18 protein-coding genes are annotated in these 23702 nt (G+C 56.5%); 10 read left to right on the top strand and 8 right to left on the bottom strand.

Features of this window, described 5'->3' with window-relative positions; genetic code table 11:
* Positions 1 to 34 precede the first annotated feature (34 nt).
* Positions 35 to 1297, bottom strand: a complete 1263-nt coding sequence (locus tag AC5DDB_RS08200) for a DUF1501 domain-containing protein (RefSeq protein ID WP_491739220.1) — start codon at positions 1295 to 1297, stop codon at positions 35 to 37.
* Positions 1298 to 1416: 119 nt separating this feature from the next.
* Positions 1417 to 3039 (bottom strand): DUF1549 domain-containing protein, encoded by a 1623-nt coding sequence (locus AC5DDB_RS08195; RefSeq protein WP_491739219.1) that lies wholly within the window; start codon positions 3037 to 3039, stop codon positions 1417 to 1419.
* Between the two features lie 264 nt (positions 3040 to 3303).
* On the opposite strand from AC5DDB_RS08195, the gene AC5DDB_RS08190 reads away from it, so the two are divergent.
* Together AC5DDB_RS08190 and AC5DDB_RS08185 are read left to right on the top strand one after the other, a co-directional pair.
* Positions 3304 to 4539 (top strand): DUF4013 domain-containing protein, encoded by a 1236-nt coding sequence (locus tag AC5DDB_RS08190; protein WP_491739218.1) that lies wholly within the window; start codon positions 3304 to 3306, stop codon positions 4537 to 4539.
* 318 nt (positions 4540 to 4857) lie between these two features.
* A complete protein-coding gene (locus AC5DDB_RS08185) occupies positions 4858 to 6963 on the top strand; it encodes an elongation factor G (protein ID WP_491739217.1) in 2106 nt (701 codons plus the stop codon).
* 121 nt (positions 6964 to 7084) lie between these two features.
* Here AC5DDB_RS08185 and murJ read toward each other — a convergent pair whose 3' ends face one another.
* From murJ to trxA, 4 genes are all read right to left on the bottom strand, one after another.
* On the bottom strand, positions 7085 to 8677 hold the full coding sequence (murJ, locus tag AC5DDB_RS08180) for a murein biosynthesis integral membrane protein MurJ (RefSeq protein ID WP_491739216.1): 1593 nt from the start codon (positions 8675 to 8677) through the stop codon (positions 7085 to 7087).
* A gap of 323 nt (positions 8678 to 9000) precedes the next feature.
* A complete protein-coding gene (locus AC5DDB_RS08175) occupies positions 9001 to 10236 on the bottom strand; it encodes a hypothetical protein (RefSeq protein WP_491739215.1) in 1236 nt (411 codons plus the stop codon).
* Positions 10237 to 10313: 77 nt separating this feature from the next.
* Positions 10314 to 12146: a coiled-coil domain-containing protein gene (locus AC5DDB_RS08170; RefSeq protein ID WP_491739214.1), complete on the bottom strand. Its 1833-nt coding sequence runs from the start codon at positions 12144 to 12146 to the stop codon at positions 10314 to 10316.
* An 87-nt stretch (positions 12147 to 12233) separates the two neighbouring features.
* Positions 12234 to 12569: a thioredoxin gene (trxA, locus tag AC5DDB_RS08165; RefSeq protein ID WP_491739213.1), complete on the bottom strand. Its 336-nt coding sequence runs from the start codon at positions 12567 to 12569 to the stop codon at positions 12234 to 12236.
* 567 nt (positions 12570 to 13136) lie between these two features.
* On the opposite strand from trxA, the gene AC5DDB_RS08160 reads away from it, so the two are divergent.
* The 3 genes from AC5DDB_RS08160 (at position 13137) to AC5DDB_RS08150 (ending at position 16802) form a co-directional block, all read left to right on the top strand.
* Positions 13137 to 14039, top strand: a complete 903-nt coding sequence (locus tag AC5DDB_RS08160) for a hypothetical protein (RefSeq protein ID WP_491739212.1) — start codon at positions 13137 to 13139, stop codon at positions 14037 to 14039.
* Positions 14040 to 14161: 122 nt separating this feature from the next.
* Positions 14162 to 15886, top strand: a complete 1725-nt coding sequence (gene polX / locus AC5DDB_RS08155) for a DNA polymerase/3'-5' exonuclease PolX (RefSeq protein WP_491739211.1) — start codon at positions 14162 to 14164, stop codon at positions 15884 to 15886.
* Between the two features lie 43 nt (positions 15887 to 15929).
* Positions 15930 to 16802, top strand: coding sequence for a homocysteine S-methyltransferase family protein (locus AC5DDB_RS08150; RefSeq protein WP_491739210.1), 873 nt, complete (start codon positions 15930 to 15932; stop codon positions 16800 to 16802).
* A gap of 1 nt (position 16803) precedes the next feature.
* On the opposite strand, the gene AC5DDB_RS08145 is transcribed toward AC5DDB_RS08150, so the two are convergent.
* The gene (locus AC5DDB_RS08145) at positions 16804 to 17640 is read right to left on the bottom strand and encodes a phytanoyl-CoA dioxygenase family protein (protein WP_491739209.1); all 837 of its coding nucleotides are present in this window, start codon (positions 17638 to 17640) and stop codon (positions 16804 to 16806) included.
* Positions 17641 to 17758: 118 nt separating this feature from the next.
* Complete coding sequence (locus AC5DDB_RS08140; protein ID WP_491739208.1) at positions 17759 to 19132, bottom strand: hypothetical protein; 1374 nt, start codon at positions 19130 to 19132, stop codon at positions 17759 to 17761.
* 109 nt (positions 19133 to 19241) lie between these two features.
* Between AC5DDB_RS08140 and AC5DDB_RS08135 the strand changes: the two genes are divergently transcribed.
* From AC5DDB_RS08135 to AC5DDB_RS08115, 5 genes are all read left to right on the top strand, one after another.
* The gene (locus tag AC5DDB_RS08135; protein WP_491739207.1) at positions 19242 to 20174 is read left to right on the top strand and encodes a carbohydrate kinase family protein; all 933 of its coding nucleotides are present in this window, start codon (positions 19242 to 19244) and stop codon (positions 20172 to 20174) included.
* Between the two features lie 66 nt (positions 20175 to 20240).
* Positions 20241 to 21452 carry an aminotransferase class V-fold PLP-dependent enzyme gene (locus AC5DDB_RS08130; protein WP_491739206.1) on the top strand — a complete coding sequence of 404 codons (1212 nt, stop codon included), beginning with the start codon at positions 20241 to 20243 and terminating at the stop codon, positions 21450 to 21452.
* Positions 21453 to 21586: 134 nt separating this feature from the next.
* Entirely contained in the window at positions 21587 to 22513 is a 927-nt protein-coding gene (gene argF / locus AC5DDB_RS08125; RefSeq protein WP_491739205.1) for an ornithine carbamoyltransferase, read from the top strand.
* Between the two features lie 56 nt (positions 22514 to 22569).
* Entirely contained in the window at positions 22570 to 23211 is a 642-nt protein-coding gene (locus AC5DDB_RS08120; protein ID WP_491739204.1) for a DUF6647 family protein, read from the top strand.
* Positions 23212 to 23230: 19 nt separating this feature from the next.
* Positions 23231 to 23635, top strand: coding sequence for a cyclic-phosphate processing receiver domain-containing protein (locus AC5DDB_RS08115; RefSeq protein ID WP_491739203.1), 405 nt, complete (start codon positions 23231 to 23233; stop codon positions 23633 to 23635).
* The last annotated feature ends 67 nt before the right edge of the window (positions 23636 to 23702 follow it).

The following is a 23702-nucleotide window of genomic DNA, read 5'->3' as shown; positions in this document are numbered from 1 at the left end:
ATCAAGTCGCAAAGCCCAAGCGACTGGCGATTGATTACGAGCGTTGGAGACGCGTCAGCGGTGAACCCGAACTGATGGCCATCGGACGGCCGATCGGTGTGAGAAACTCTTCCTCAGGATCAAGCCCCATCGTGTGAAAGACCGTCGCGAACAAGTCGGCCACACTAACGGGGTCGGTCGGATCTTTCTTTTCGCCGGTAGGGTCGGTCGCACCGATGACGACCCCGGAACCCAGCCCGCCGCCGCCAATCACGCACGAAAAGCCCGTCGGCCAGTGATCACGACCAGCGAGTGGATTGATTTTCGGTGTGCGTCCGAATTCACCAATACACAAGATGAGCGCCGAAGCGAGTAGGTCGCGTTCGACGAGATCGTTCACCAAAGCGGCGAATGCAGGGTCCAACTCGGCGGCTCGCGTGTTGTGAATTTCATGGTTGTTGGCGTGACTATCGAAGCCGTTCAAGTTGACTTCGATCGCCCGCACCCCCTGCTCGACCAATCGTCGCGCAACTAAACAGCCACGACCGAACTGGGTATCGCCATACGATTTTTGAACGGCTTCGGGTTCGTCCTCGATCGAGAATGCTGCAAGTTGTTCGGACTGCATCATCGTGAGGGCTTGCTCGGTCGTATGTCGATGGAGTGTACGACCACTGACGAGCGGTCGGCGGGCAGCGAACGTGTTGGAAAGAACGTCGAGCGCAGCCAGACGGCGTTGTTGTCGTTCGTCGGTCACGCGTGCTCGCAAGTTCGGCAAACTGCGACCGGGGTCGTACACTTTGAATGCGTCAAGCTGATCACCCAAGTATCCACCGCGACCAGGCCATTGACTGCTGCCAAGTGAAATGTGGTCCGGGATCTCCAACTTCGGCGTGGGCAACTCGTGGGCGAGCACGGCCCCCATTGACGGGTGCGTGAGTTTGACGTCCGGGCGGTAACCGGTCTTCAGCAGATAGGTGCCGCGTTCGTGATCGCCCTCCTCGGACACAAGCGAACGGATCACGTTCAAATGCTGCATCTGCTCCGCCATTCGCGGAAACTGATCGCTGATTTTCAATCCCTGCAGTGAAGTCGAAATGGCTTTCGCATCACCACCGATTTTCGTGCCGGGGTGCGGGTCCCAGGTTTCTAACTGACTCGGACCGCCCGCCATCCACAGCAGAATCAGCGACTTCGGCCGTTCTGCACCGCGACTGTTCGCCGCTCGCAGGTCCATCGCCGGGAGTGAAAAACTCAGTCCCAAGCCGGCAGCGAGTTTCAACGCATCGCGTCGGGTCAAATGGGGTGACGAAATCATATTCGGTACCTTTGGGTTATGGGGCTGGTGACAAGGGCCGAGAGGCGAGAGCCGGAAAATAGCCTAGGACATCTTCCGACTCTGGCCCCTGGTCTCTTGCCCCTAGCCCACTTCTCCAGTCAATGGTTCCAGGAAAACTCTTCGCAGTTGAGTAATGCCCATGCCAGGTCTTCGGCGGCTCGCGCTCGGTTGCGTCCGTATTGGTCTTCGAGTTGCGGTAACATTGCAGCTTGTTCGGCTTCTGTTGGTCGACGTGTCAGACAGATGAGGAATAACACGTCCAAGCACTCCGTGTTTGTGCCGGCGGAGTGGGCGATGCGACCCACCGATGAGAACGGAGTGGCCTTGGTGAGTTCGTGTGGCAAGTTGCCATTCATCCGCAAGAGCGTCTGCGACACGGTGCCCGCACGGTCAGCGAGTTCATCGCCTTCTGCATCGCCGAAGTCGCGGACGAAATCTTGTTCGCGGAAGAACCGCACCGTCCGCACAAGCAAATTCGATTGTTGATCGATCGTTTTCACCGATGCCGCTTGCAACATCGACCCGATGACCTGTTCCGGTCGCAACCGAGTCACCGGAAAGACCGCTCCCTTTTCTTCATGGGTCCAAAACCGATTCGGTTCGGTTTCCGGATGGGTGGACGCCAATCGGAACGGCTTGGATGAAGTCATCGCAAGGATCAGTCGTTGCAAGTCGTAATCGTGCTCCCGAAAATCGTCGCTGAGTATGTCCAGTAGATCGGGTTTGTCGGGCGGGTCGGGCATGTCGTCGACGGGTTGCACAAGCGGTCGCCCGAAGACCAACCCCCAAACGCGATTGACGATGGCCCGTTCGAAACGACGGTTGTCGGGATGCGTGATCCACGCTGCCAACCGATCACGACGACTGCCCTCCGCTGGCAACCATTCCTCACCGAACGGAACGGCGGGCGAAATGGTTTTCTGTTCGAGTGTTTCGCGATCTTCGATCATGTACTCCAACGGTTTGCCATCGTTGAAACCGAAATCGCGAACGCCATCGAAGCGAAGTTGGGTGTGTCCGTAGAACGACGCCAACCCTTGAAACTGCGGTTGCGTCCATTTGTCGAACGGGTGATCGTGGCATTGGGCACAATCCATCGACTGCCCAAGAAACGCCCGTACGGTGCGGCTGGCGAGTTTTTCTTCGTCGAACTCGTCGTTATTGAACGCAGCCGTCAGAAAGTTGGTCGCCGGATCGCCGGTCCATAGGCCATCGGTGGCGATCAGTCGCTGCACGATTTCGTTGTACGGTTTGTTGCTCCGCAGCCGCTCACTGAGCCAATCCACAAACCGATCACGCCGGTACAGCACGAACTGTCCGTTCTCAGTCCCGACAAAACTCCGGGCGAGTCGTTCCGCGAAATAGTCGGCGAAACGGCGATCACGTAGGCGATTCAATGTCCAACGGGTGAGACGATCGGGTTTTTGATCCGATTCGAAGCGACGGATTTCTTCCAGCGACGGAATCGTCCCATGCAACGCAAGTGACAACCGCCGGAAGACGGTCAACTCGTCGGCCATGGCGCTGGGTTCGAGGTCATACTCGGACCAGTCATCCGCGAACTTTTGATTGACTTCGCTGACAACATCCGCAACCGACTTCTCGGTCGGCACCTCGAACGGAATCGAACGATTTACCGACGAACGTGCGGCCCATGTCACCGCAAAGATCACCCCCGCGACGATGGCGATTGGAAGAATTGGGATGCGAATGCGTTTCATGTCGACCGACTCGGCTTGCGAGTGATATTCTGAATAGACGTCACCACATTTTACCTTTCCGACTCGCTTGCGGTTTCAATTTCTGAAACGATTTCGCCAGAGCAAGGGTAATACGTGTGCCGATTCGACGAATAACCCACAGACTGGGTGCCACGGTTCTATAAGCCGTGCTTTCGTGGGGGTTGTCGATCCACACGGCTTCCGAAGTCGTGGCACGCGCAAAATCGATTTTCGTGATTCACTAGGTTTCCAAAAGGATGTGTTGTGACATCTCTCACCTCGCCATCGCAAGTTGAATCGGAAGCGGTCTGGGTCACGGACGTATTGCCGGAAACTGAGACCGAGACGCCTCCGGAACCGCTCGCCGGATTGCCGGAGGTGCCGCCGTTTCCGGTTCCTTGGCGACATCCGTTGCGTTGCATCGGTTGGACCGTTCGCATGGCGTTTGGTGTGGCGACACTGATCGCGTTGCTGGCGATTGTGGCAGCCGTTCCTGTTCTCAATTTGTTGGTCCTCGGTTACTTTCTCGAAGCGGAAGGACGAGTCGTGCGAAGCGGCCGGTTCCGTGACGGATTTCCGCTGCTCGGTTTCGCTCCACGACTAGGGAGCATCGCGATCGGTTTTTTGCTCTTCCTAGGTCCGTTGTTGTTGATCAACGGTTTCGCGGCCGACGCTCGGTTGATCGATCCCGACGGATCGGTTGCACGCCGATGGACGACGGTGCTGAATATCGCCAGCATTGCGGTCGGCGTTCATCTGACGTTGGCACTCGCACGCGGCGGGACTCTCGGATGTTTCTTGCGTCCGCTCAAGAATCTGAGATGGCTGATCGGTCAGGTTCGGGAGCAAGGGGTACGGAACGCGTATCTCAAAGCCGACGAAACGTTGGCGAACGGTTTGAAAGCCACACAACCGGGTCAGCTATTCTGGCTCGGACTACGTGGTTTGATTGGCGGAATGATTTGGCTGGTACCGCCGACGGTGGTGTTCGCTGCGGCCGACTCCAACAGACCCGCGACAATGTTGATCACAATTCTCGGTGGTGTGTTGTTGATGCTTGTCTTCGGTTGGTTACCGATGTTGCAAGCCCGGTTCGCCGCCAACAACGAATTCCGCACGTTGTTCCGCTGGAAGGAAACTCGTCGACTCTTCCGCAACGCACCGCTGGCATGGATGTTCGCGATCGTCGTCACCTACGTGTTGGCGTTGCCGTTGTATCTTGCGAAAGTGGCCCTTCCGCCACGAGACGCAGTTTGGTTGCTCACACCATTGTTCATCGTCGGTGTGTACCCGGCTCGCATTCTGACCGGATGGGCGGTGTCGCGAGCGGAACGTCGTGAAACCCCCACTTGGCGTGGTTGGCAGTGGCTCGGGCGATTGATCATCGTCCCCATCTTGGCGGCTTACGTGTTCCTGCTTTTCTTCACGCAATACGTCGGAGCCGAAGGCCGTCAGGTGCTGTTCCAACATCACGCCCTGCTGTTGCCGTCACCGTTTTAGGAAGAGGCGGAGAGTTGAGTGTAGAGAATGGGGAGTATTTTTTACCCTCTACGCTCCACCCACTACCCTCTACATCCGCCCCGATCGCATCAACAAACACAAATTTAGTAGCAATCCGCGAATGTTCTTCGTAGGATCTTAACATCTGATCCCGTTCGGGATTTTTTGTTGGCGCGTTCGCGCCGGTCGGTGCGAGCGATCACGGTCTCTCTTAGAGCAGTTCTCGTTGGGCTGTCGCAGGTCGGAAGGTTTGGTGACTTGCGTCTCTAGCAGTGGACCCGCCAGACATGAGTGCGGTACGCACAGAAAGGCGCTCCGATGTGTGGATTCTCGGTGGATCATGTGAGGAACACGGCCCTGGTTGGACACGGGGCCAGCGGCAAGACGACGCTGGCCGATCTCATGTTATTCAAGGCCGGCATGAATACGCGGGCCGGGTCGGTAGATGACGGAACGAGTCTATTCGACTTTGACGAAGACGAAAAACTCCACAAGTACTCCATCAACTCCGCGATTGCTCACTTCGAGCACAACGATCAAGAAATTCACATCTTAGACACGCCCGGTTATCCCGATTTCATCGGCCAAGCCATCGAGGCATTGCAGGCGGTCGAGACGGCGGTGATCGTGGTGAACGCTGCTCACGGGTTGGAAGTCAACACCCGCCGGATGTTCCGCAAAGCGAGCACTAGCGGTTTGGGCCGAATGATCGTGCTCAATCGTATGGATTCCGACAACATCGATTTCGCTGGCCTTGTCGGTCGCATTCAAGAAGCCTTTGGGGCGATCTGCATTCCGATGCAAGTGCCGGTCGGCAGTGGAGCGAATTTCAGCGGCGTCGTCAGCACGTTGAACGTTCCCGATTCCGTGCCGGACGGTGTGGTGGTCGATCCGAACGAGTACTCCGGCCCGTTGATGGACGCCATCGTCGAGGCCGACGAAGACCTGATGATGCGGTACTTCGATGGTGAAGAAATCCCGCCCGAAGAGATCGCCGCCGGCGTTTCCAAAGCGATTGCCGCCGGTACGTTGATTCCGATCTTCTGTTGCAGTGCGAAGAAAGACGTCGGGGTGTCGGAACTGATGGACGCCCTTGCCGCGTACGCACTCAACCCCGCACAACTCGAACGCGTCGCCAGCCAAGGCGATCAGCAAATTTCGGTTGTGGCCGATCCCGATAAAGACTTCATCGGCCAAGTGTTTCAAACGCGAATTGATCCGTTCCTCGGCAAGATGAGCATGATTCGCGTGTTCCAAGGGACACTCAAAAAGGACATGGCGATTCAGACCGGCGATGGCAGCACGAAACCGATGAAGATTCATCAAATGATGGAACTTCAAGGAGGCGGCCACGAGAACGTAGAATCGGCGGGGCCTGGCGATATCGTGGCGACGGTGAAGATGGAGGAACTGCACGTCAATCACACGCTCAGCCCAGCGGGTGCGTACCGCATGCCCGCAATTCCGTTCCCGATTCCGATGATCGGATTGGCCGTCGAACCGAAAAGCCGCGCGGATCAGCAAAAGATTTCCGGGGCACTGCATAAGCTTGAAGAAGAGGATCCCACGTTCACCGTCACGCGGGACGAACAAACGCACGAGATGGTGATGCATGGCATGAGTGAGTTGCACCTCAAGACGATGGAAGAACGTCTCGCTCATCGCGACAAAGTCAGCATCATCACGCATCAACCAAAAATTCCCTATCGCGAAGCCGTCACCGGTGCCGCCGAAGGCAGTTATCGGCACAAGAAACAAAGCGGCGGGTCCGGTCAGTTCGCCGAGGTGCACTTGCGTGTTTCCGCCTGCCCGCGAGATGTGGACCCCGAAGAGTACTTCACGAAAAGCAACTTCCCGAACCTACGGACCTACCATTACGATCCGACTTTGAACTTCGCATTTGTCGACCGCATTAGCGGTGGGAGCGTGCCGAACCAGTTCATTCCCGCTGTCGAGAAAGGCGTGAAAGAACGGATGACCAAGGGCGTGCTGGCCGGTTATCAAATGCAAGACGTGGTTTGCGAACTGTTCTTCGGGAAGGATCACCCGGTGGATTCAAACGAAACCGCGTTCAAAACCGCTGCCGACCGAGGCTTCCGCGAAATCGCCATGCAGGCGCACCCGGTGTTGTTGGAGCCGATCGTGGATATCGAAATCACCGTGCCCGATGACAAAGTCGGCGACATTTCCGGTGATCTTTCCACCCGTCGCGGACGTCCCGAAGGCATGGATTCCGACGGTGGGTTCACCACCATCAAGGCGAAAGTGCCGCTTGTGGAAGTGATGACTTACGCTCGGGATCTCTCAAGCATGACCGGCGGCCAGGGTTCGTATTCGCTCGAACCGAGTCACTACGAAACCGTGCCCGCCCACGAACAACAAAAAGTCATCGCCGCCGCTAACCACCAGGAAGAAGAGGATTGATCGTTCGGTCGGAATTTCATGTTCGTGTGCCACTGGCATCTCGCCAGTGTGAATACAAGTGGAAGTTGAATTCGCAAAGCACTGGCAAAGCCAGTGGCACACCCGATGTCAGACGAAGTTTCTACTTCGAGGATTCGCCACGACCGAGGAGTTCTCGAAGTTCGGGCATGCGGAGTTGCCATGTGACGACGGTGTAAATCAGCACGGCCGACAGGAACGGAAGTCCGACCCGGATTGAGCGACGCAGCATTGTCTCGGTTGGCGGAAACATTTCGAGGATTGCAATCACGACGAGTGTCATCAGTGTGGTCGCTAACACCGACTTCGCGATGGTTCGCCACACGTCACGATCAAGGAACCCGCCGAGAATCTGTTGCAGGCACATGAGTGAAGTGACCAACTGCAGCGTCAAGCTGACGGACGTTGCCCACGCCAATCCTGTTCCGCCGCACACCGACATCAGCAGGAAGTCCAACACGACGTTGACTACGAGCGCCATCAACCCCAGCCGGAGCGGCGTTTCGCGGTTGCCGAGCGCGTAGAAGGCACGGTTCACGATCAGCAACCCGCACACCGACCACACGCCTGCACCGTAAGCGAAAATCATTGCGGATGTTTGCTGGGCGTCTTGGGAGTCGAATGCGCCATGTCGAAAAAGGAGATCCGTTAACGGGTCGGCGAGCAACATTAATCCGGCGGTGGCGGGGATTGTGACGAAGGAGACAAGTCTCAGTCCGAACGCAAAGACTCGACGGACCGCTGCATAATCGTGCAGGCTGGCAGACCGGGCGAGTTGCGGAAACAGCACTGTTCCCAAGGCCACGCCGAACACGCCGATCGGGAATTGGAACAAACGCTGTCCCAGATACAACGCAGACGCGGTTCCTTGGGCCAATGTGTTTGTCGTCGCCGCGTCACCTTCGGCCGAAAATGCCCAGGCGATGAAACTGTCAATCAACGGGTTCAGTTGAGTGACCGCCAAGCCAAACAAGATCGGCAACACGCCCCGCCACACATGGGCGACTTGCGATCTCGCTTCTCGCCAATCGCCAAGCAGAGGAAACCCGTTTCGCCAGAGCACCACGGCCGGCAACGCGAATTGCAGAAATCCCGCGAAGACGACACAAGCGGCTAACACGACCATGCGAACTTGCGGATCGTCGATGCCAATCGTCACACCGACGAGACCGGCAATCCACACGACATTCAATACGATCGGCACTAACGCCGGCACGAGGAAGGAATTTTGCCCGTGTAGAATCGCACTCAGCTGGGCCGACAGGCAAATCACTCCCAAGTACGGCAACAAGATCGCGGTGAGCAGCAGCAGAAGTTCGCTGGCGGGTGTTGGATCGGTAAGAATCGCGACGGCTCCAATCCCGAGTTCCGCGAGCACGGTCACGAGGAGCAACACGATCGACAATGTCACCAACACACCACGAGCTAAACGGGCGGCGGAAGCTGGACCAGACTGTTCCTGTTCCGCCACGAATGCGGGCAAGAACGCAGCAGTGAGTGCGCCTTCGCCGAACAATCGTCGAGCCAAGTTCGGCAAACGGAACGCGATGGTGAAAGCGTCCATCAGCAGGCCGTTGCCGAACGTCATTGCCATGCCCGCATCGCGAACCAGGCCGAGTATCCGACTCAAAAACGTGAACCCGCTGATCAATCGCACGTTCCCGGCGACAGAGTTGCCGGTCGATTCCGCATCCATGCTGAATTCGTTCCTCGTGCGAAGTGAAATCGCTTCGATCGTTTATGTGCCACTGCAGGAAATTGCATCGATTTTGCGTCGTGGGTGGCATGCCCACGGTTTTACGTGGGCATGATTGGACATTCAAACATCGCTGGCCCATGCCCACCCCAAACGGTGGGCATGCCACCCAAGTGTTAACCGCATTGAATGTCACGTAATATTGTCTTTAGTACATGCAATTTCCTGCATTGGCAGCGGCAGTGCGAGGCACCGAGCCCCCGGTATGCGGGGAAACACTGGCAGCGTCAGTGCCGCCCAATTTTTGAAAAAATCCGAGTACTCTAACGGCGTATGTTTCCGCGAGCGGTGGCGATTTGATCGATCACTTCCCGACCACCGAGCACTTCGACGAATTGTGTATCAGCGGCGATTCGTCCTCGTCGGTCCTGGGTACTCGCGGCGATTCGTCGGATTTCCTGAAAGTCTTGCAACAGTCCCTGTTGTACCGCGTCCACCGTTGTTTCGGTGTCGTCGACGTATTGAGTGACCATGCCGCGACGCTGCTGCCAAGCGGTGGCCAGATCGAACAGGGACGCCGTGCCGATTTGATAAAATTCGGTCAGCGCTGCGTGCAACTCCGACGAGGCTTGTATTCCCTCGCGGAACGCCGTCGTCCGGGCGGTGCTGTTGTCATCGACGTTAGCAAGATCGTAATTCAGCCGAGCCAATTCAAATCGCGCTGCTGCGAGTCGATCTGCCCGTCCGAGTGGTGAACCGACTTGCGACCACTGTTCGAGTTGCCGAACGAAGGCAGCTTGATCGTTGCGTTGATCCTGAATGGCGGTGCGGATGGCTGCGACGTCTTCCGTGGGAATTTGCAATCCGGAGCGAATGCGTTGAGCTTGCAACACCTTTTCCGGCGTACCCGATCCGGTGATGACTTCCAACTTGGTGGCATCGACAAGTCGATCGGTCCAATCGATGACACGGGCGCTCGCGGCGGCTCGCCGATCGACTTGATGTTCGTCTTCCAACGTGGCCATCTCGGCAACGGTTTGCGAGAGCAGCGTTTCGACCAAAGCCTGATCACCCGGAGCAACCGGCCAATAGTTATTCAGACTTTCATAGCCCGCCTGAACGGTACGCAAGCGTTCGACGCGATGTTGCAACACTTGTTGCCTGGCGGCGGGATCGTTTTGCATTGCCGCCGCGGAGAGCACCACATCATCGGCGGTCTGCAGGTGCAAGAGATGATCCTGTAAAGGCATCAAACCCAAATCAAACGCTTGTTCGCTTTCACGAACCAAAGTGAGCGCGGCTTGATTGGCCTGTTGCAACCGCTCCCGTTCTGTTCTCGTCAGCGGACGCAGTTGCTCTGCCCGCGGCTGTTTGGTGGGAGTTGGTGATACGACTTTCGGGTTCACCGTGGCGTCGTAGTCGGTTCCGGGTGCAGGTGGTTTCGCGATCGGGCTGGGTTGTTCCTGCGTCCAGCCGACGGTCGGTTGAACGCCCGCCGCTCCCCAGCAAACACACAAACCCAATGCCAGTCGTTTTACAGAACTCGGATTTCGAACCATGACCTTGCCTCCGACGAAGTGACTCTCTGTTATCATTCCGATTGGCGGCCAAATCGTCCAGAGCGATTTTTATCGGTCTAAGCAGCTTGCCGGTCGGGTTCTGGGATTTCGGTATGCTGAACCTGGTCGAGCAATTCGCGGATGATCTGCTCGGCTTCGAGTTTTTCGGCTTGCCAACGATCTCGCAGCGTTCGCCACTCGGCTTCGCGAGTTTCCAAGTCCGTTGTTTGCCGAGCGAGTTCCTCGTCGCGTTGGTCGAGGAGCGACTCCCGTTCACCGAACCATGCCGTCAACGTTTCCCGTTCGCGGGCGAGTTCGGCCTGTTGATTCTGAATAACGGCTTCCGTTTGGGCCAACGATTCGCGATCGGATTGGACGCCGGTGCGGAGCTGTTCAAAGAACGCTGTGACCGCCTGACGAGCCGCTTCCAACCGCTGATTTGCTTCCTCGGTGCCCGCGGCACTTGCGAAGTTCGCCCATGCTTCCTCGACAGCCAAACGGGTTTCGAGTGACTGCCGATGTGTTTCTTCGAGTTCCGCTCGGAATTGATCGAACCGTTCGCGACGACGATCCAACTCGGCGGCGTACTCGGCGAAGGTCGCATATTGCTGATCGAGTGTCGCTTGTTGCACCGAACGGTCTTCGGTCCATTGGCGGCGTTCGTCGGCGACTTGCTCACGGTCAGCTTGGAGTTCGGCTTGAATCAATTCCTGCTGTTCAGCGAGAGCATCACGTTCACGTTCGATGGACGCTTCAGTTTCCGCGAGTCGTTTGCGGTGTTGCCGAAGTTGTTCCCGTCCTCGGCGAATTAAGTCCTCTTGCCAAACCAAATGGGCCCGTTGTTTCTGACGCTCGCGTCGCGCTTCCAGTTTTTCGGCTTTGAGTTCCTCGCGGCTTTTCTTCAGGTGTTCTTCCTGGAAATGTCGACGGTTCTCGAAATTGGCTTGCTCTTGCCGGAAGTGTTCGACGGCGTTCGTATGGCGTTCCTCGGTTTCGCGACGGTGAGCTTCAAACTCGCGTTGTTCCGTGGCGAGCGCTTCGGATTGGGCGTGAAATTTCTCGTTCCATTCGTCTTGTCGACGTTGGAAATCCGCCTCATGCTCGGCTTGTTTCTCGGCCAACTCGGTTTCGAGTTGCGTCCGTAGTTCCGCGAGTTCTTGTTCGCCTTGTTCACGGAGTTGTTGGATCTCATCGCGTTCGGCGTCGCAGTCGCGTTGCCACGCTTCCTTCTCTTCTTGGAACTTGGCTCGTTCGGCATCGAGTTCGACCCGCACCGCCGCCACGAGTTGTTTTCGTTCCTGCTCGAGAAGTTGATCAACCGCTTCCAAGGCCGCTTCGTGATCGCGACGGTGTTGGTCAACTTCCTGGGCGAACCGTCCGCGTTCGGTTGTGAGTTCCGTCTTGGCTCGGTCCAACTCTTCGCGTTCGGTCGCAAATTCCGACAAGACACTTTCGCGAAGCGTCTCGCGTTCGTTCAGAAGTGCGGTTCGGGCTTGGTCCAGTTCGTCAGCCCGTAACGCAATTTGTTCGTTGAGTTGCTCGGACTCTTGGAAACGGGCATCCAGTACGCGATCTCGTTCATCCGCCAACTGGACACGTTCGCGAAGCTGCTCTTCGGCTTGCGATTTCTCGTCGAGCCATGCGGACCGTTCCCGGTGGAAAAGTTCGGTTTGCTCGCGAAGCGCTTGTTCGGCAGTTTCGACTTCCGCGAAACGGTTTTGGAGTTTCTCCGCCACTTGGGTGGCTTCGTGGAGTGCTTCGCGTTCGTCGGCGAGCGAAGACAGCGGACTGCCGGACTTCGGTTTCACAACCGGTGACAGTCTCGAGGGCGGAGCAAGCTTCAAATGCGGTTCGGGCGCAGCGTCAGCCCCCGGTTGGTTGGGAACCGATGTGGGGCGAGCTGTGCTCATTGTGGGAATCCTTTCCCAGGTTGCAAAAGAAATGAACCACGGACGCCCAGGTCACTCATTGACCAAGCGTCCGGGGAGTTGCCAGGATCAACCGGCTGATGCGTCGAGGACTTGCACGAATTGCTCTTTGGGTGTGAGACCGACAAAACGGCCGTTGTCGGCGATATCACCGTTCTTGAACAGCAGAACAGTCGGGATGGCACTGATGCCGAGCGACTGGGGCACTTGCATGTTTTCGTCGGTGTTCATTTTGCCGACTTTGACTTTGCCTTGGTAGTCGGCAGCCAATTCGTCGATCGTCGGACCCAAGCGTTTGCACGGTCCGCACCAGGGAGCCCAGAAATCGACCAACACCGGTTGATCAGATTGCAAGACTTCCGACTCGAAGTTCTCGTCTGTGAAGGTCAATGTGGCGTCGGACATGGTCGTCGTTCTCGTTGAAAAGGTGATCGGGCAGGAAAAGCGATTTTCGTTCGGTCAATCGCTGTCAATAGGTTTCCAAATGCCTGTTTTTCAAATCGCCGCAATTATAGGGTGCACCCCAACCGTGTCAACGCGAGCTCGCCGTAGCATGTGTTCGCGTGAATAGTATCGTGTGTCTGTTTGAGTCGTTTTCCGAACGCTTTGAACACAGGACATTTCCGCAGCAAGAGCACGTAAGTCGCGTCAAGTTTCCCTAATCGTTACAACCGGTAAAGTCGACCGAAGCATTTTTCAAGTCGTTGCTGTAACTTGAGTAACGACTTGCGACGTTTCCGTAACCGGAATAGTGAAAGGGTCATTGACACCGCTTCCAAATGGTCGGTACAAATGGGTAAGGTTCATGAATGATTCCGGACCTGGCCCTCTGCTTTGACTGGCTTGCCTACATTAGACAGTGTTGTGGTCTTTTGTCGCAGCAGTGAAGGCGAAAGTGCGAAAGGCTGTAATTCCAGTAGACGGAACATGCTCCCCCAAGAACGTCGACGGCTCCAACCCGAAGGAAATTCTATGAAATCGTTGTCCGGCCCGATTGTGCTGGTGTGCGGACTGTTGGCGAGCGTTTTTGGTCCGTCGTCAACACAAGCATGCCTGTTCCCGAGCTACTACTCCAATTACACCCCAACTTATGCAGTGGGTTACGGTTACAGCTCTTACTATGCACCTTCGTACGCCTCGTATCCAACCTATTCGGCTTACTACGGCGCTAGCGAGTGTTGTGGCGTAAGTTACTCAGTGCCATCGGCTTGCGACACGTGTGGTGGGTGTAGCCCGTGTAATAGTTGCGTGTCTGGTTGTGGCGTATCTCCTTGTGGTGATTGTGGATACGGCGATTGTGCCTCTGGAAACTGCTCTAGCGGATGCAGCAGCGGAGATTGCTATTCTGGCGACTGTGGCGTTTCCGGTAACAGTCCGGCTGTTCCGAACGATGGCCCCCGGGACCGGTCGTTCGATCCAACCCCGACCCCGGCCGATGGCGGTCGTCCTCGTACGTTTATCGACGAACCTGCCGAGGAAGAACCGCGACCGCGAGATGACCCTGGTTTTTCTCGGGATCGTTACGAACGTAGTTACGATGGACAGGATTCCGGAGCCGGATCGCCCATGCAACCGGACGGGTTTGGTCCGCGGGATTCTTCTCCCACTCCGACCTTCAACAACTCCAATCGTCCAGAGCCGCAGAATCTCATCCGACACCAACCCCGGTTCCAAATGCCGATCGAACGCGAATGGCAATCCGAGCCGGCTCCCGCATTGAACTTGGACGACAAAATCGCTCGTCGACCGATTCTGCAACCGGCCCGGTTTATCGCCGGCGGTCAGGACGCCTGGAAACCCGTTGTGCATCATGTCCAGCTAGCAAATGACGGTTGGGTTCCAGCACCGTCGCCAACTCAATTGGTGCAGAAGTAAACGCCCAGGTCTCCGGAGCCGGACAACAGGATTCAGTCAGGCCACAATAGTATTTATAGTAAGAAGCCGTCGGTGTTTGCCGACGGCTTCTTTTGTTGTTTCATCCTCAATCCGACAATCCCATGCAAAACGCTGATGTCGCCCGTATCTTCGAAACTCTGGCGGACCTTCTGGAAATTCAGGAAGCCAACCCGTTCCGGGTGCGAGCTTACCGCAATGCCTCGCGCACTGTGGAGGGGCTGACCGAATCGCTGTCGGATATCATCGAAGACCCCGATCGCAAGCTCAGCGATCTTCCCGGCATCGGTAAGGATTTGGCAGAGAAGATCCAGACGATTCTCGAAACCAACACCCTGCCCCAACTCGAAGAATTGAGATCGAAGATTCCCCCGGGTGTGGTGCAGATGTTGAATTTGCCGGGCATCGGTCCGAAGAAAGTCGCGGTGATGTTCCGCGAACTCAAGGTGCAAACCCTGGAAGATTTGCGAGCCGCCGGTGAGAACGGACAGATCAGTGCGCTCAAAGGCTTCGGCAAGAAAACCGAACAGACGATTCTCGAGAACATCGATTCCGTCGCTGCCGCCGAACAGCGGTTTTATCTCAGCGAGGCCATCACCGCTGGTGAAGCGATCGTCGCGTCACTGCGGGAGTTGAAAAGCGTCACACAGGCGGACTTGGCGGGTAGTTCACGGCGTCGCAAGGAGACAGCGGGCGATCTCGACGTACTCGCGATTGCGGCTGATTCTGAAGAGCCCATGAACCATCTCGCCGAACACGAACTCGTCGCCAAAGTGCTGCAACGCGGACCGACGAAGATGCGGGTCAAGCTGCACTTGGGCATCGAACTCGATCTCCGCGTGGTGCCGGAGGAATCTTACGGAGCGGCACTCGTGTACTTCACCGGTTCGAAGGAGCACAACATCGTCCTCCGTAAACGGGCCCAGGAACGCAAACTCAAACTCAACGAGTACGGCGTGTTCCCGGATGGCAAGGAAAAATCGAAACCGGCGAGCACTGAAGAAGCGGTTTACAAGTTGCTCGACTTACCATGGATTCCACCGGAACTCCGCGAAGACCGCTGCGAATTCGATGCGGCCGAGAACAACAAACTGCCTGAGTTAGTCGAAGTCGATGACATTCGCGGCGATCTGCACATGCACACGACGGCGAGTGACGGCAAAAACACGATCCTCGAAATGGCCGAAGCCGCCAAGAAACTCGGCCGCAAATACATCGCGATCACCGACCACTCCAAACGCGTCTCGATGGCCAACGGTCTCGATGCGAAACGGCTCCGCGAACATTGGAAAAACATCGACAAAGCCAACGACGAAATTTCCGGCATCGAGATTTGGAAGGGCATCGAGTGTGACATCCTCGAAGACGCCACGCTCGATTTACCCGATGATGTGTTAGCCGAGGCCGATTGGGTCATCGCGGTCTTACATTACGGATTGAAACAACCGAAGGATCAAATCAACAAACGTTTGCTGGCGGCGATTCAGAACCCGTATGTGCATTGCATTGGTCATCCGACGGGGCGGTTGTTGCTCAAGCGACAGGGGGCGGAGATGGACTTCCATGATATCCTCAAAGCTGCCGCCGATCATGGCGTGCTGATGGAAATCAACGCCAGCCCCGAACGCTTGGACCTCAGCGATGTCCAAGCCCAAGCCGCCGCCGACATGGGCATTCCGATCGTCATCGACACCGACGCCCACAGCACCGCCGGTTTCAACACCATGAAATACGGCGTCTACCAAGCCCGCCGCGCCGGTCTGGAGAAGAAACACATCGCCAACACGCGAACGCCGAAACAATTCCGCAAGCTGTTGCGGACTTCGTAGGGCAAGAGGCCAGTGGCTAGGGGCCAGAGCCGGAGATCTTGTCATGGATACCTCTTTTCGCAACCGACTTCGTTTTTCTCTACCGTTGCTTCTCGATGGTGCCACGGGGACGGAACTGGATCGGCGGGGGTTGGATTTGACTCCGCCATTGTGGTCGGCTCGGTCGTTGTTGTCGCATCCGGAGATCGTGCGGGAGATTCACGAAAGTTATGTCGAGGCGGGTGCGGACGTTATCACTGCAAACACGTTTCGCACGCATGATCGCAATGTGCGGGATGAGGGTTTGAACGGGCGGGACATGACGCGTTTGGCGGTTGAGATCGCTCGCGAAGCCGCTGGGGATCGGGCGTTCGTCGTGGGTTCGATCGCACCGCTGCAGGACTGTTACCGGCCGGAACTCACGTTGCCGGAGGAAGTATTGTTAGATGAGCATCGGCAGATGGCCGGGCACCTTGACGAATCCGGGGTGGACGGGATTCTCGTCGAAACACAACTGACGATTCGCGAAGCCGTCGCCGCGACTCGGGCTGCGACGGAAACGCAACTACCGACGCTTGTGAGTTTTGTGTGTGGCATCGATAGCAAACTATTGTCGGGAGAATCCCTGACGGATGCGGTGACTGCTGTGTTGCCGTTCGGTCCTTCCGCGATTCTTGTGAACTGCGTACCGGCGGATGTGGTTGCTGGATTGCTCAAAGAGATTCAACAATCCGCTCCGGGAATCGCCTGCGGCGCGTACGCGAACACAGGCCGATACGACGCCGACACCGGTTGGAGTGATACCGTGGCGGTTGAGGCAGACGTGTACGTGGAACTCGCGGAGGAATGGTTGAATTCGGGAGCAACGATCATCGGCGGATGTTGCGGGACGACACCGACACACATCCGCCGTTTGCGACAATTGCTCGACGCGTAACTTACGGGTTGCCCGGTCGTGGCGGGTTGGCCCAGTGTCCGCTGGGGTCGTGGCCGCTGACGACAACGCCCTTCTTGTTCCAATCCATTCCTGCTCGCACGTCGGCAGCACAATAACGCAGAGTGAGACCACAACGACGACGGTCCGACTCATTCGCTTCGGAGCCGTGCAGCAACAAGTCGGAGTGCACCGAGAACTGACCGGCTTTCAGTTCATCATCGACGGGTTCGCCGTATTGTTCGACGTTTTCGATGACCTGATCGAGCACGCTGTGTTCCGACGAATCCGCTGGGCGATACGTCATGTGGCCATAATGATGACTGCCGCTGATGAACCGCATGCAGGCGTTTTCGGTGTCGGCATCGTCGATGGCTAACCAAACGGTGACGGCTTTCGACGGACTCAGCGGCCAATAACTTGCGTCTTGATGCCACGCAACTTGCTTGCCATCGTGTGGCATCTTACAGAAGAAGTGCGAACCCCATGCGACCACATCTTCGCCGAGCAAATCCTTCACGACGGCGATGATCTGCGGATGTGTCAGCAAATCGTACACGCGACCATGCTTCAGATGAGCGGTGCTGATCGAGTAACTGTCGCCGCCCGCCGCGATCACGTCTTCCAATAGCCGATCGAAATACTCTCGCAGTTCGGCGGCTTCCGTTTCGTCGAACAGTGAGAGCGGTCGCAAGTAGCCGCCTGTGTTGAACTGCTCGATCTGATCAGCCGATAGAGTTTTCGCCTTTGAGGAATCTGCCGGGTGGAATTTCAGATTCCGTGCAAGTTGATCCAACTCGGCCTGCGTGGGTGTGATGGCAAACTTGGGTTCGGTGCTCATAATTGTTCGCGCTCGATAAAGACTTCGGTCGTTTCTCTATTCTTATCATGGAGTCACAAAAAATGCACGGGGAAGACGACGTCGAATCGTCCGCCAATTTCCTTCGACGGGACCGTGTTCAATCGGAATCAGAATCGAGTTCGTTTAAGTCCAAGCGGTACAGGACTTGATTATAATTGTGTCGTGGGGCGGGTTCGGCGGTCTTGGAAAATTCTTTGGTGAAGGTCGCTTCGAATAACAGTATCGGCGAGTCTTTATCGGTCATGCCGGGATGCAACTGCGGATTGTAAAAGGTGTAGTTGTCGTGCGTGACGACTTGGATTGCGTTCCCCCACGGCCCGGTGGGTGCGTCGGATTCGGCGTACCAGAGTTCTCCCAGGAACGATTTCTCTCCGCCGTATTGCGTGAAGATTGTCACCCATTTTTTCCGGTAGGCATTCCAGGCGATTGCCCCCCGATGCGGTTTCACTTTTTTGTCGCCACTCCGGCTGGCCACTTCTTTTTGGGGTGTTAGTTCCTCCCAAGTTTGCGGATTTGCCCAGGCTTCGAACGTTGCCGGACAACGCAGTGACGGAAACGGATCGCCGAACAGCACCCATTCGCGATTGTCTTCGTCCGTCCAGAACACCGGATGACCGATCGGCATGGAAGGCGGATGTGGCGTATCCGCGGATTTCTCCCAGATCGTTTTCAGCTTTTCGAATCGAGCATCCCCTTCATTCCATACGCACAGCCCTTTTTCATAGGCGGTGAGCGGTGGTCGAATTTTTTCGTAGGCGGCTACAAGTCGGTGGCGACCTTTTTCATCCGGCAAACTTGCGAAGCCCCATAGCCACGTGGGTCCGCTGCCCGGCATCTCGGCAATGTTACGAGGCGTGCCGGCGTCGTCCGTGAAGTAGTCGTATCGCAGGCGAATCGGTGGTTCGAATTTTGAAAGCGGTTTTGGTGAGGTGGTGGCACCGATCATGTGAAACCGCCCCAGCGGGTAACCCGGCAGAACGGTATCGCCCCAGGCCCAAAAGAGTTTTCCGTTGTGAACCGTGTTCTGAACGCTGTCGCAACCGAGGATTTTTTGTTCCGTCCAATCGGATTCCAACCCCAGTTTCTGACTTTCCGCGAATAACCCGCCCCCGGTGATTCGCCCTAACCGTTTTGCGGGTAACTCGCGGTAGACTTCGACGGTCAGTTTCCCGCCCGGCTTGGGGACGAGTCGCACGCCTTGAAACCCGAAGCCATCTTTCGGGACGCTGTAGCCGTGCCCTGCGACCGTGAACCACGTCGGTACGCTCATCAATTCCGGCAAGTCGAACGCGATCCGCCCGGCATTGTCGGAGATGAACCGCACGCCATGCGTCGTCCGCAATTCCACCAACGGCACCGGCCAGTTGTTCTCGGCATCGACGACCTGAATCTCACATGGTTCGACCGCCCACAACCTGTCGACAGATGCCAGACAAACGCCGAACAGAAATGGAAGCAAAAATCGTCTCACTTCGAACTCCTCGTGCCGAACGCTTTGAATGGTCGCAAGTGTATCGCAGGCAGTCGACTCTTGATATCCTACAGCATCATGGACAGCGTGATGATCAGGGTATGTGGTTATGTCATCGGATAACAAATCGATCGTGGTCGGGCTGGGGGAAGTTCTCTGGGATTGTTTCAGCGACTTTCGCCGACCCGGCGGAGCGCCCGCGAACATGGCGTTCCATGCCGACCAGCTTGGTGCCTCCGGTGTGGTGGCTTCGAGAATCGGAACCGATGAACTGGGCGACGAATTCGCGGCTTACCTCACCGAACAAGGGCTGACAACCGACTACTTGCAACGCGATGAGCTCCATGCGACCGGTTGGGCCACCGTTGACGAGAGTCTGCCGGGCCATCCGGATTTCATCATTCACGAACCGGTGGCTTGGGACTTCCTCGAACCGACCGAATCGCTACGGGAACTGATGCAGTCCGCCGATGCCGTTTGCTTCGGCACACTCGCACAACGATCCGAAGGCACCCGGCAAACCATTTACGATGCCCTGGCGGCGACGAAGTGGGATTGCATGCGGGTTTACGATGTTAACTTGCGACAGGATTACTACCGACACGATTGGATTCGTCAGTCGCTCGAGTTGGCCAGTGCGGTGAAACTCAACGAACACGAAGCAGCCGTGCTCGGGGCAATACTCGAAATTGGATCGCCCGATACCGAGGACGCGAACCGCCTGGCGGAATTCGCCAAGCGGGTCTGCGAGATTCACCGCTTGCGATTGGCATGCATTACGCGAGGTGCGGAAGGTTGTGTGGTGGTGTCGGGCGAGCAGACGGTCATCGTGCCCGGTCAACCGGTGAACGTGGTCGACTCCGTCGGTGCGGGGGATTCCTTCACAGCGGCATTGGTGACAACGCAACTCGCCGGTTGGTCACTCGAAGAATCGGCGGCTTTTGCGAATGCCGTCGGTGGGTTGGTCGCCTCGCAACAAGGAGCCATGCCTCCGCTACGGGACGAATACGCCACACTGAAGACGCGGTTCCATTCCGACTAAACTGCGTTTCGTCTTTCCCCCCAATTTCCCTCGCCCATTCCCTGAGCCGACAACAAGAGTTTCTCCGTGTGGTCTCGTAAACGCCTCGACATTGGTTGGTCCGATCTCGCCGCCGGATTGCTCGGTTGCCTGTTCCGTTGGAACCGCGAGAGACAACACGAAGCCATCGAACAGCAGTGGTCGGAAAAACGTGATTCGCTGGTTTGTCTGTCTGTTCGCAGCGGCTGGGATTTGTTTCTGTCGACACTGAATTTACCGCCCGGCAGCGAAGTATTGATGTCCGCGTTGACGATCCCCGATATGGCTCGAATCGTGGAAGCGCATGGATTGGTACCAGTGCCCTTGGATCTCGATCCACATACGCTCGTGCCGACAGTCGAAACCTTCGAACACGCTCTCACGGACCGCACCCGCATCGTGCTTGTGGCCCACCTCTTCGGCACACGGAATGATCTTTCCGACCTCATCGCCGCCGCTCACGCGCACAATTTGATGTTCGTCGAAGACTGCGCTCAGGCCTACACCGGTCCCGATTTTCGTGGCCATGCCGACAGTGATGCGGTGCTGTTTAGCTTCGGTACGATCAAAACTGCGACCGCTCTTGGGGGTGCGGTCCTGCAGATTGCCGACGAAACCGTCCGCAATGCGATGCGAAGAACCCAAGCGGAATATACGGTGCAATCACGAGTCAAGTTCGCCAAACGTATTGGGAAATATTCGGGATTGAAATTCATTTCACTGCGACCATGTTACGGGTTATTCGTGCGGGGATGTCGAATTCTCGGGCGGGACTTCAACGCGATCCTCAATGGAGCCGTCAAAGGGTTCGGCACCGCAGCACCGATCGAACGCTTCCGCATGCAACCGTCCGCACCGCTACTTGGTTTGTTGCGGCGTCGTATTGCAAGTCCGCCGGTCGAACGCATCCAACGTCAACAGATGTTGGGCCAGCGAATCCATCAGCGACTTGGCAGCGAAGTCGCATGTCCCGGTGGTCGTGTCCCGGAGCACAACTTCTGGGTATTTCCTTTGACGCCGACCGATCCCCAAGGGCTGATGGAAGCACTTCGCAACGCCGGTTTCGACTCCACACAGGGCGAGAGTTTATGTGTTGTGAACGCTCCCGTGGATCGTCCTGAACTCGACGCGAGCCACTGTCGGGAACTACTCGAACGCTTGGTCTACCTGCCGCTTTACCCTGCTCTGACGGAAGCCGCCTGCGATCAGATGGCGGAAATCGTCGAAAAACACGTCCATGAACCGTCAAAAACGCCGTAACGCAGCTGCAAGGAGTCTCCGAAATTGGAAGAATTCTTCATGTCAGAGGGCGTGCGTTCGGTTTGCAGTGTCCCTAGAATAGGGGTTTGGTGAATTCGATCCGGCGTTCGCCGCAGACTTCAGACTATTCGACTATGCAACACCTTCGCAGCTTGCACGACCTCAGTGCTAATGACATTCGAGACATCCTGACTCTCTCCGGCGAAATCAAATCGGAAGTCCAAAGCGGGACACGTTCGGACCGGTTGGCCGGTCGCGTGTTGTCTTTGGTTTTCGAGAAACCGTCGTTACGAACCCGCGTGAGTTTCGAGGCGGGGATGGCTCAACTTGGCGGACGCGGCATATTTCTGTCGTCCAAAGAAGCCGGCTTGAACGGTCGCGAAAGTTTGGCCGATGTGGCTCGCGTGTTGAGTTCCTACTCGGACGCCATCGCTCTCCGGACGTTCTCGCAAGCGTTGATCGAGGAATTCGCCGAGTGGTCGGGTTGCCCGGTCATCAATGCCCTCTCCGATGATCGTCACCCCTGCCAAGCATTGACCGACTTGTTCACGATTCAGGAAGCCTTCGGCACACTCGAAGGTGTGCGAATCGTGTACGTCGGCGATGGCAATAACATTGCCGCTTCATTGGCGATCGCCACATCGATGTTAGGCATGCCGATGACGTTCGCCTCGCCCGCCGATTACGAACTCGATGCGGATTTCTTGAAAGCACTCCGCGATCGACATCCCGGTGCCGACCTGACGGTGACGAATGATGTCAAAGCGGCCGTTGAAACCGCGAATGTGGTCTACACCGACGTGTGGGCAAGCATGGGGCAGGAAGCGGAATCCGATTCCCGACAAGCGGTGTTTCGCCCGTTTCAGGTGAATCAAGAATTAATGAGCCTGGCCCCCGCTGATGCCAAGTTCATGCACGACTTGCCCGCTCACCGTGGCGAGGAAGTCACGGATGAAGTCATCGACGGTCCCCAAAGTCTTGCATTCCCGCAAGCCGAAAACCGCATGCATATCGCGAAGGGTTTGTTAGTTTGGCTGATGAACAAGTCGGACAAACCGTAAACAATAAACCGTCATGCGAGACAAGCCGTCAACCATCACAACGGAAATGCGTGACCATGCCCAAAATCCTGATGATGCTCGCCGGGATCGTGCTTTCAGGAAGCATGCTGGCGGTCGCCGACGAAAAACCGGTAGCGGTTGAATTGGACACCAGCGAAGTTCCGCATCTCAACCAATGGGGTGAGGACGCCAAAGCATTGATCTTGGAATGGCATCCTCGACTCGTCAATCTCATTCCGGCCCAACAGTTTGAACCGGCACGAGAAATCAAGCTGAGAATTCGCAAATCGAACCGCGGAGTTGCGGCAACTTCGGGGCGAGCGATCACGGTATCTTCTGGGTGGGTGGAGAAACATCCCGAGGATATCGGCTTAGTGTTCCATGAACTCGTGCACGTCATTCAAGCCTACCCCAACGGTCAACCATTGTGGATCACCGAGGGGATTGCCGACTACCTGCGATGGGGCATCTTCGAAGCGAAGCCACAAGCGTGGTTTCCTCGTCCCAAAGACAAACAGGGGTACCGCCAAAGCTACCGCGTTTCGGCCGGATTTTTCCTGTGGCTGGAATCCGGTCAGGCGCCAGGGATCGTCAAGAAACTCAACGTCGCCATGCGACGCGGTGCTTACTCTGACGAAATCTTCCATCAAGAAACGAATAAAACTCTCGACGAGTTGTGGGCGGAGTACACCCAGTAACCACGAAAGCACACGGTCGATGTTGCTGATGCTCGAAGACGATAACGAGCGAGTCACGCAATTCCAAAGTGCGTTAGCAACTTTGCAAGACCCACCAGCATTGCAAGTTTGGGCCGATGCTCACCGTATGATTTCCGAGGCACCCGTCTTGTTGCCTCGGACACATTTGATCTCATTGGATCACGATCTGATTCCGGACGAAGGCATGCCAGACCCCGGCGACGGCTACTTCGTCGTTCAATGGCTCACATCGCAATCACACGTACGACCGGTCATTATTCATACCAGTAATGCCGAGCGGGCTGCCTGGATGAGTGGTGAATTCGATCTCAACGGTTGGACGTACTTCCGCGTGCTCCCCTTAGACGAAAACTGGATTCGCGATTGGTGGCTGCCAACCGTGCAAGACATTCTTGCAAGTTAGAACAGTTCGCGTTCGATCGCAGCAAACCTCTCCTAACACCGTCCCTAGTATTTTGGTTCGTAAAGAA

This window comes from Thalassoroseus sp., from assembly GCF_984380535.1.
Note: the sequence above shows the minus strand (reverse complement) of the source record. Positions and strands in the feature narration are given on the sequence as shown.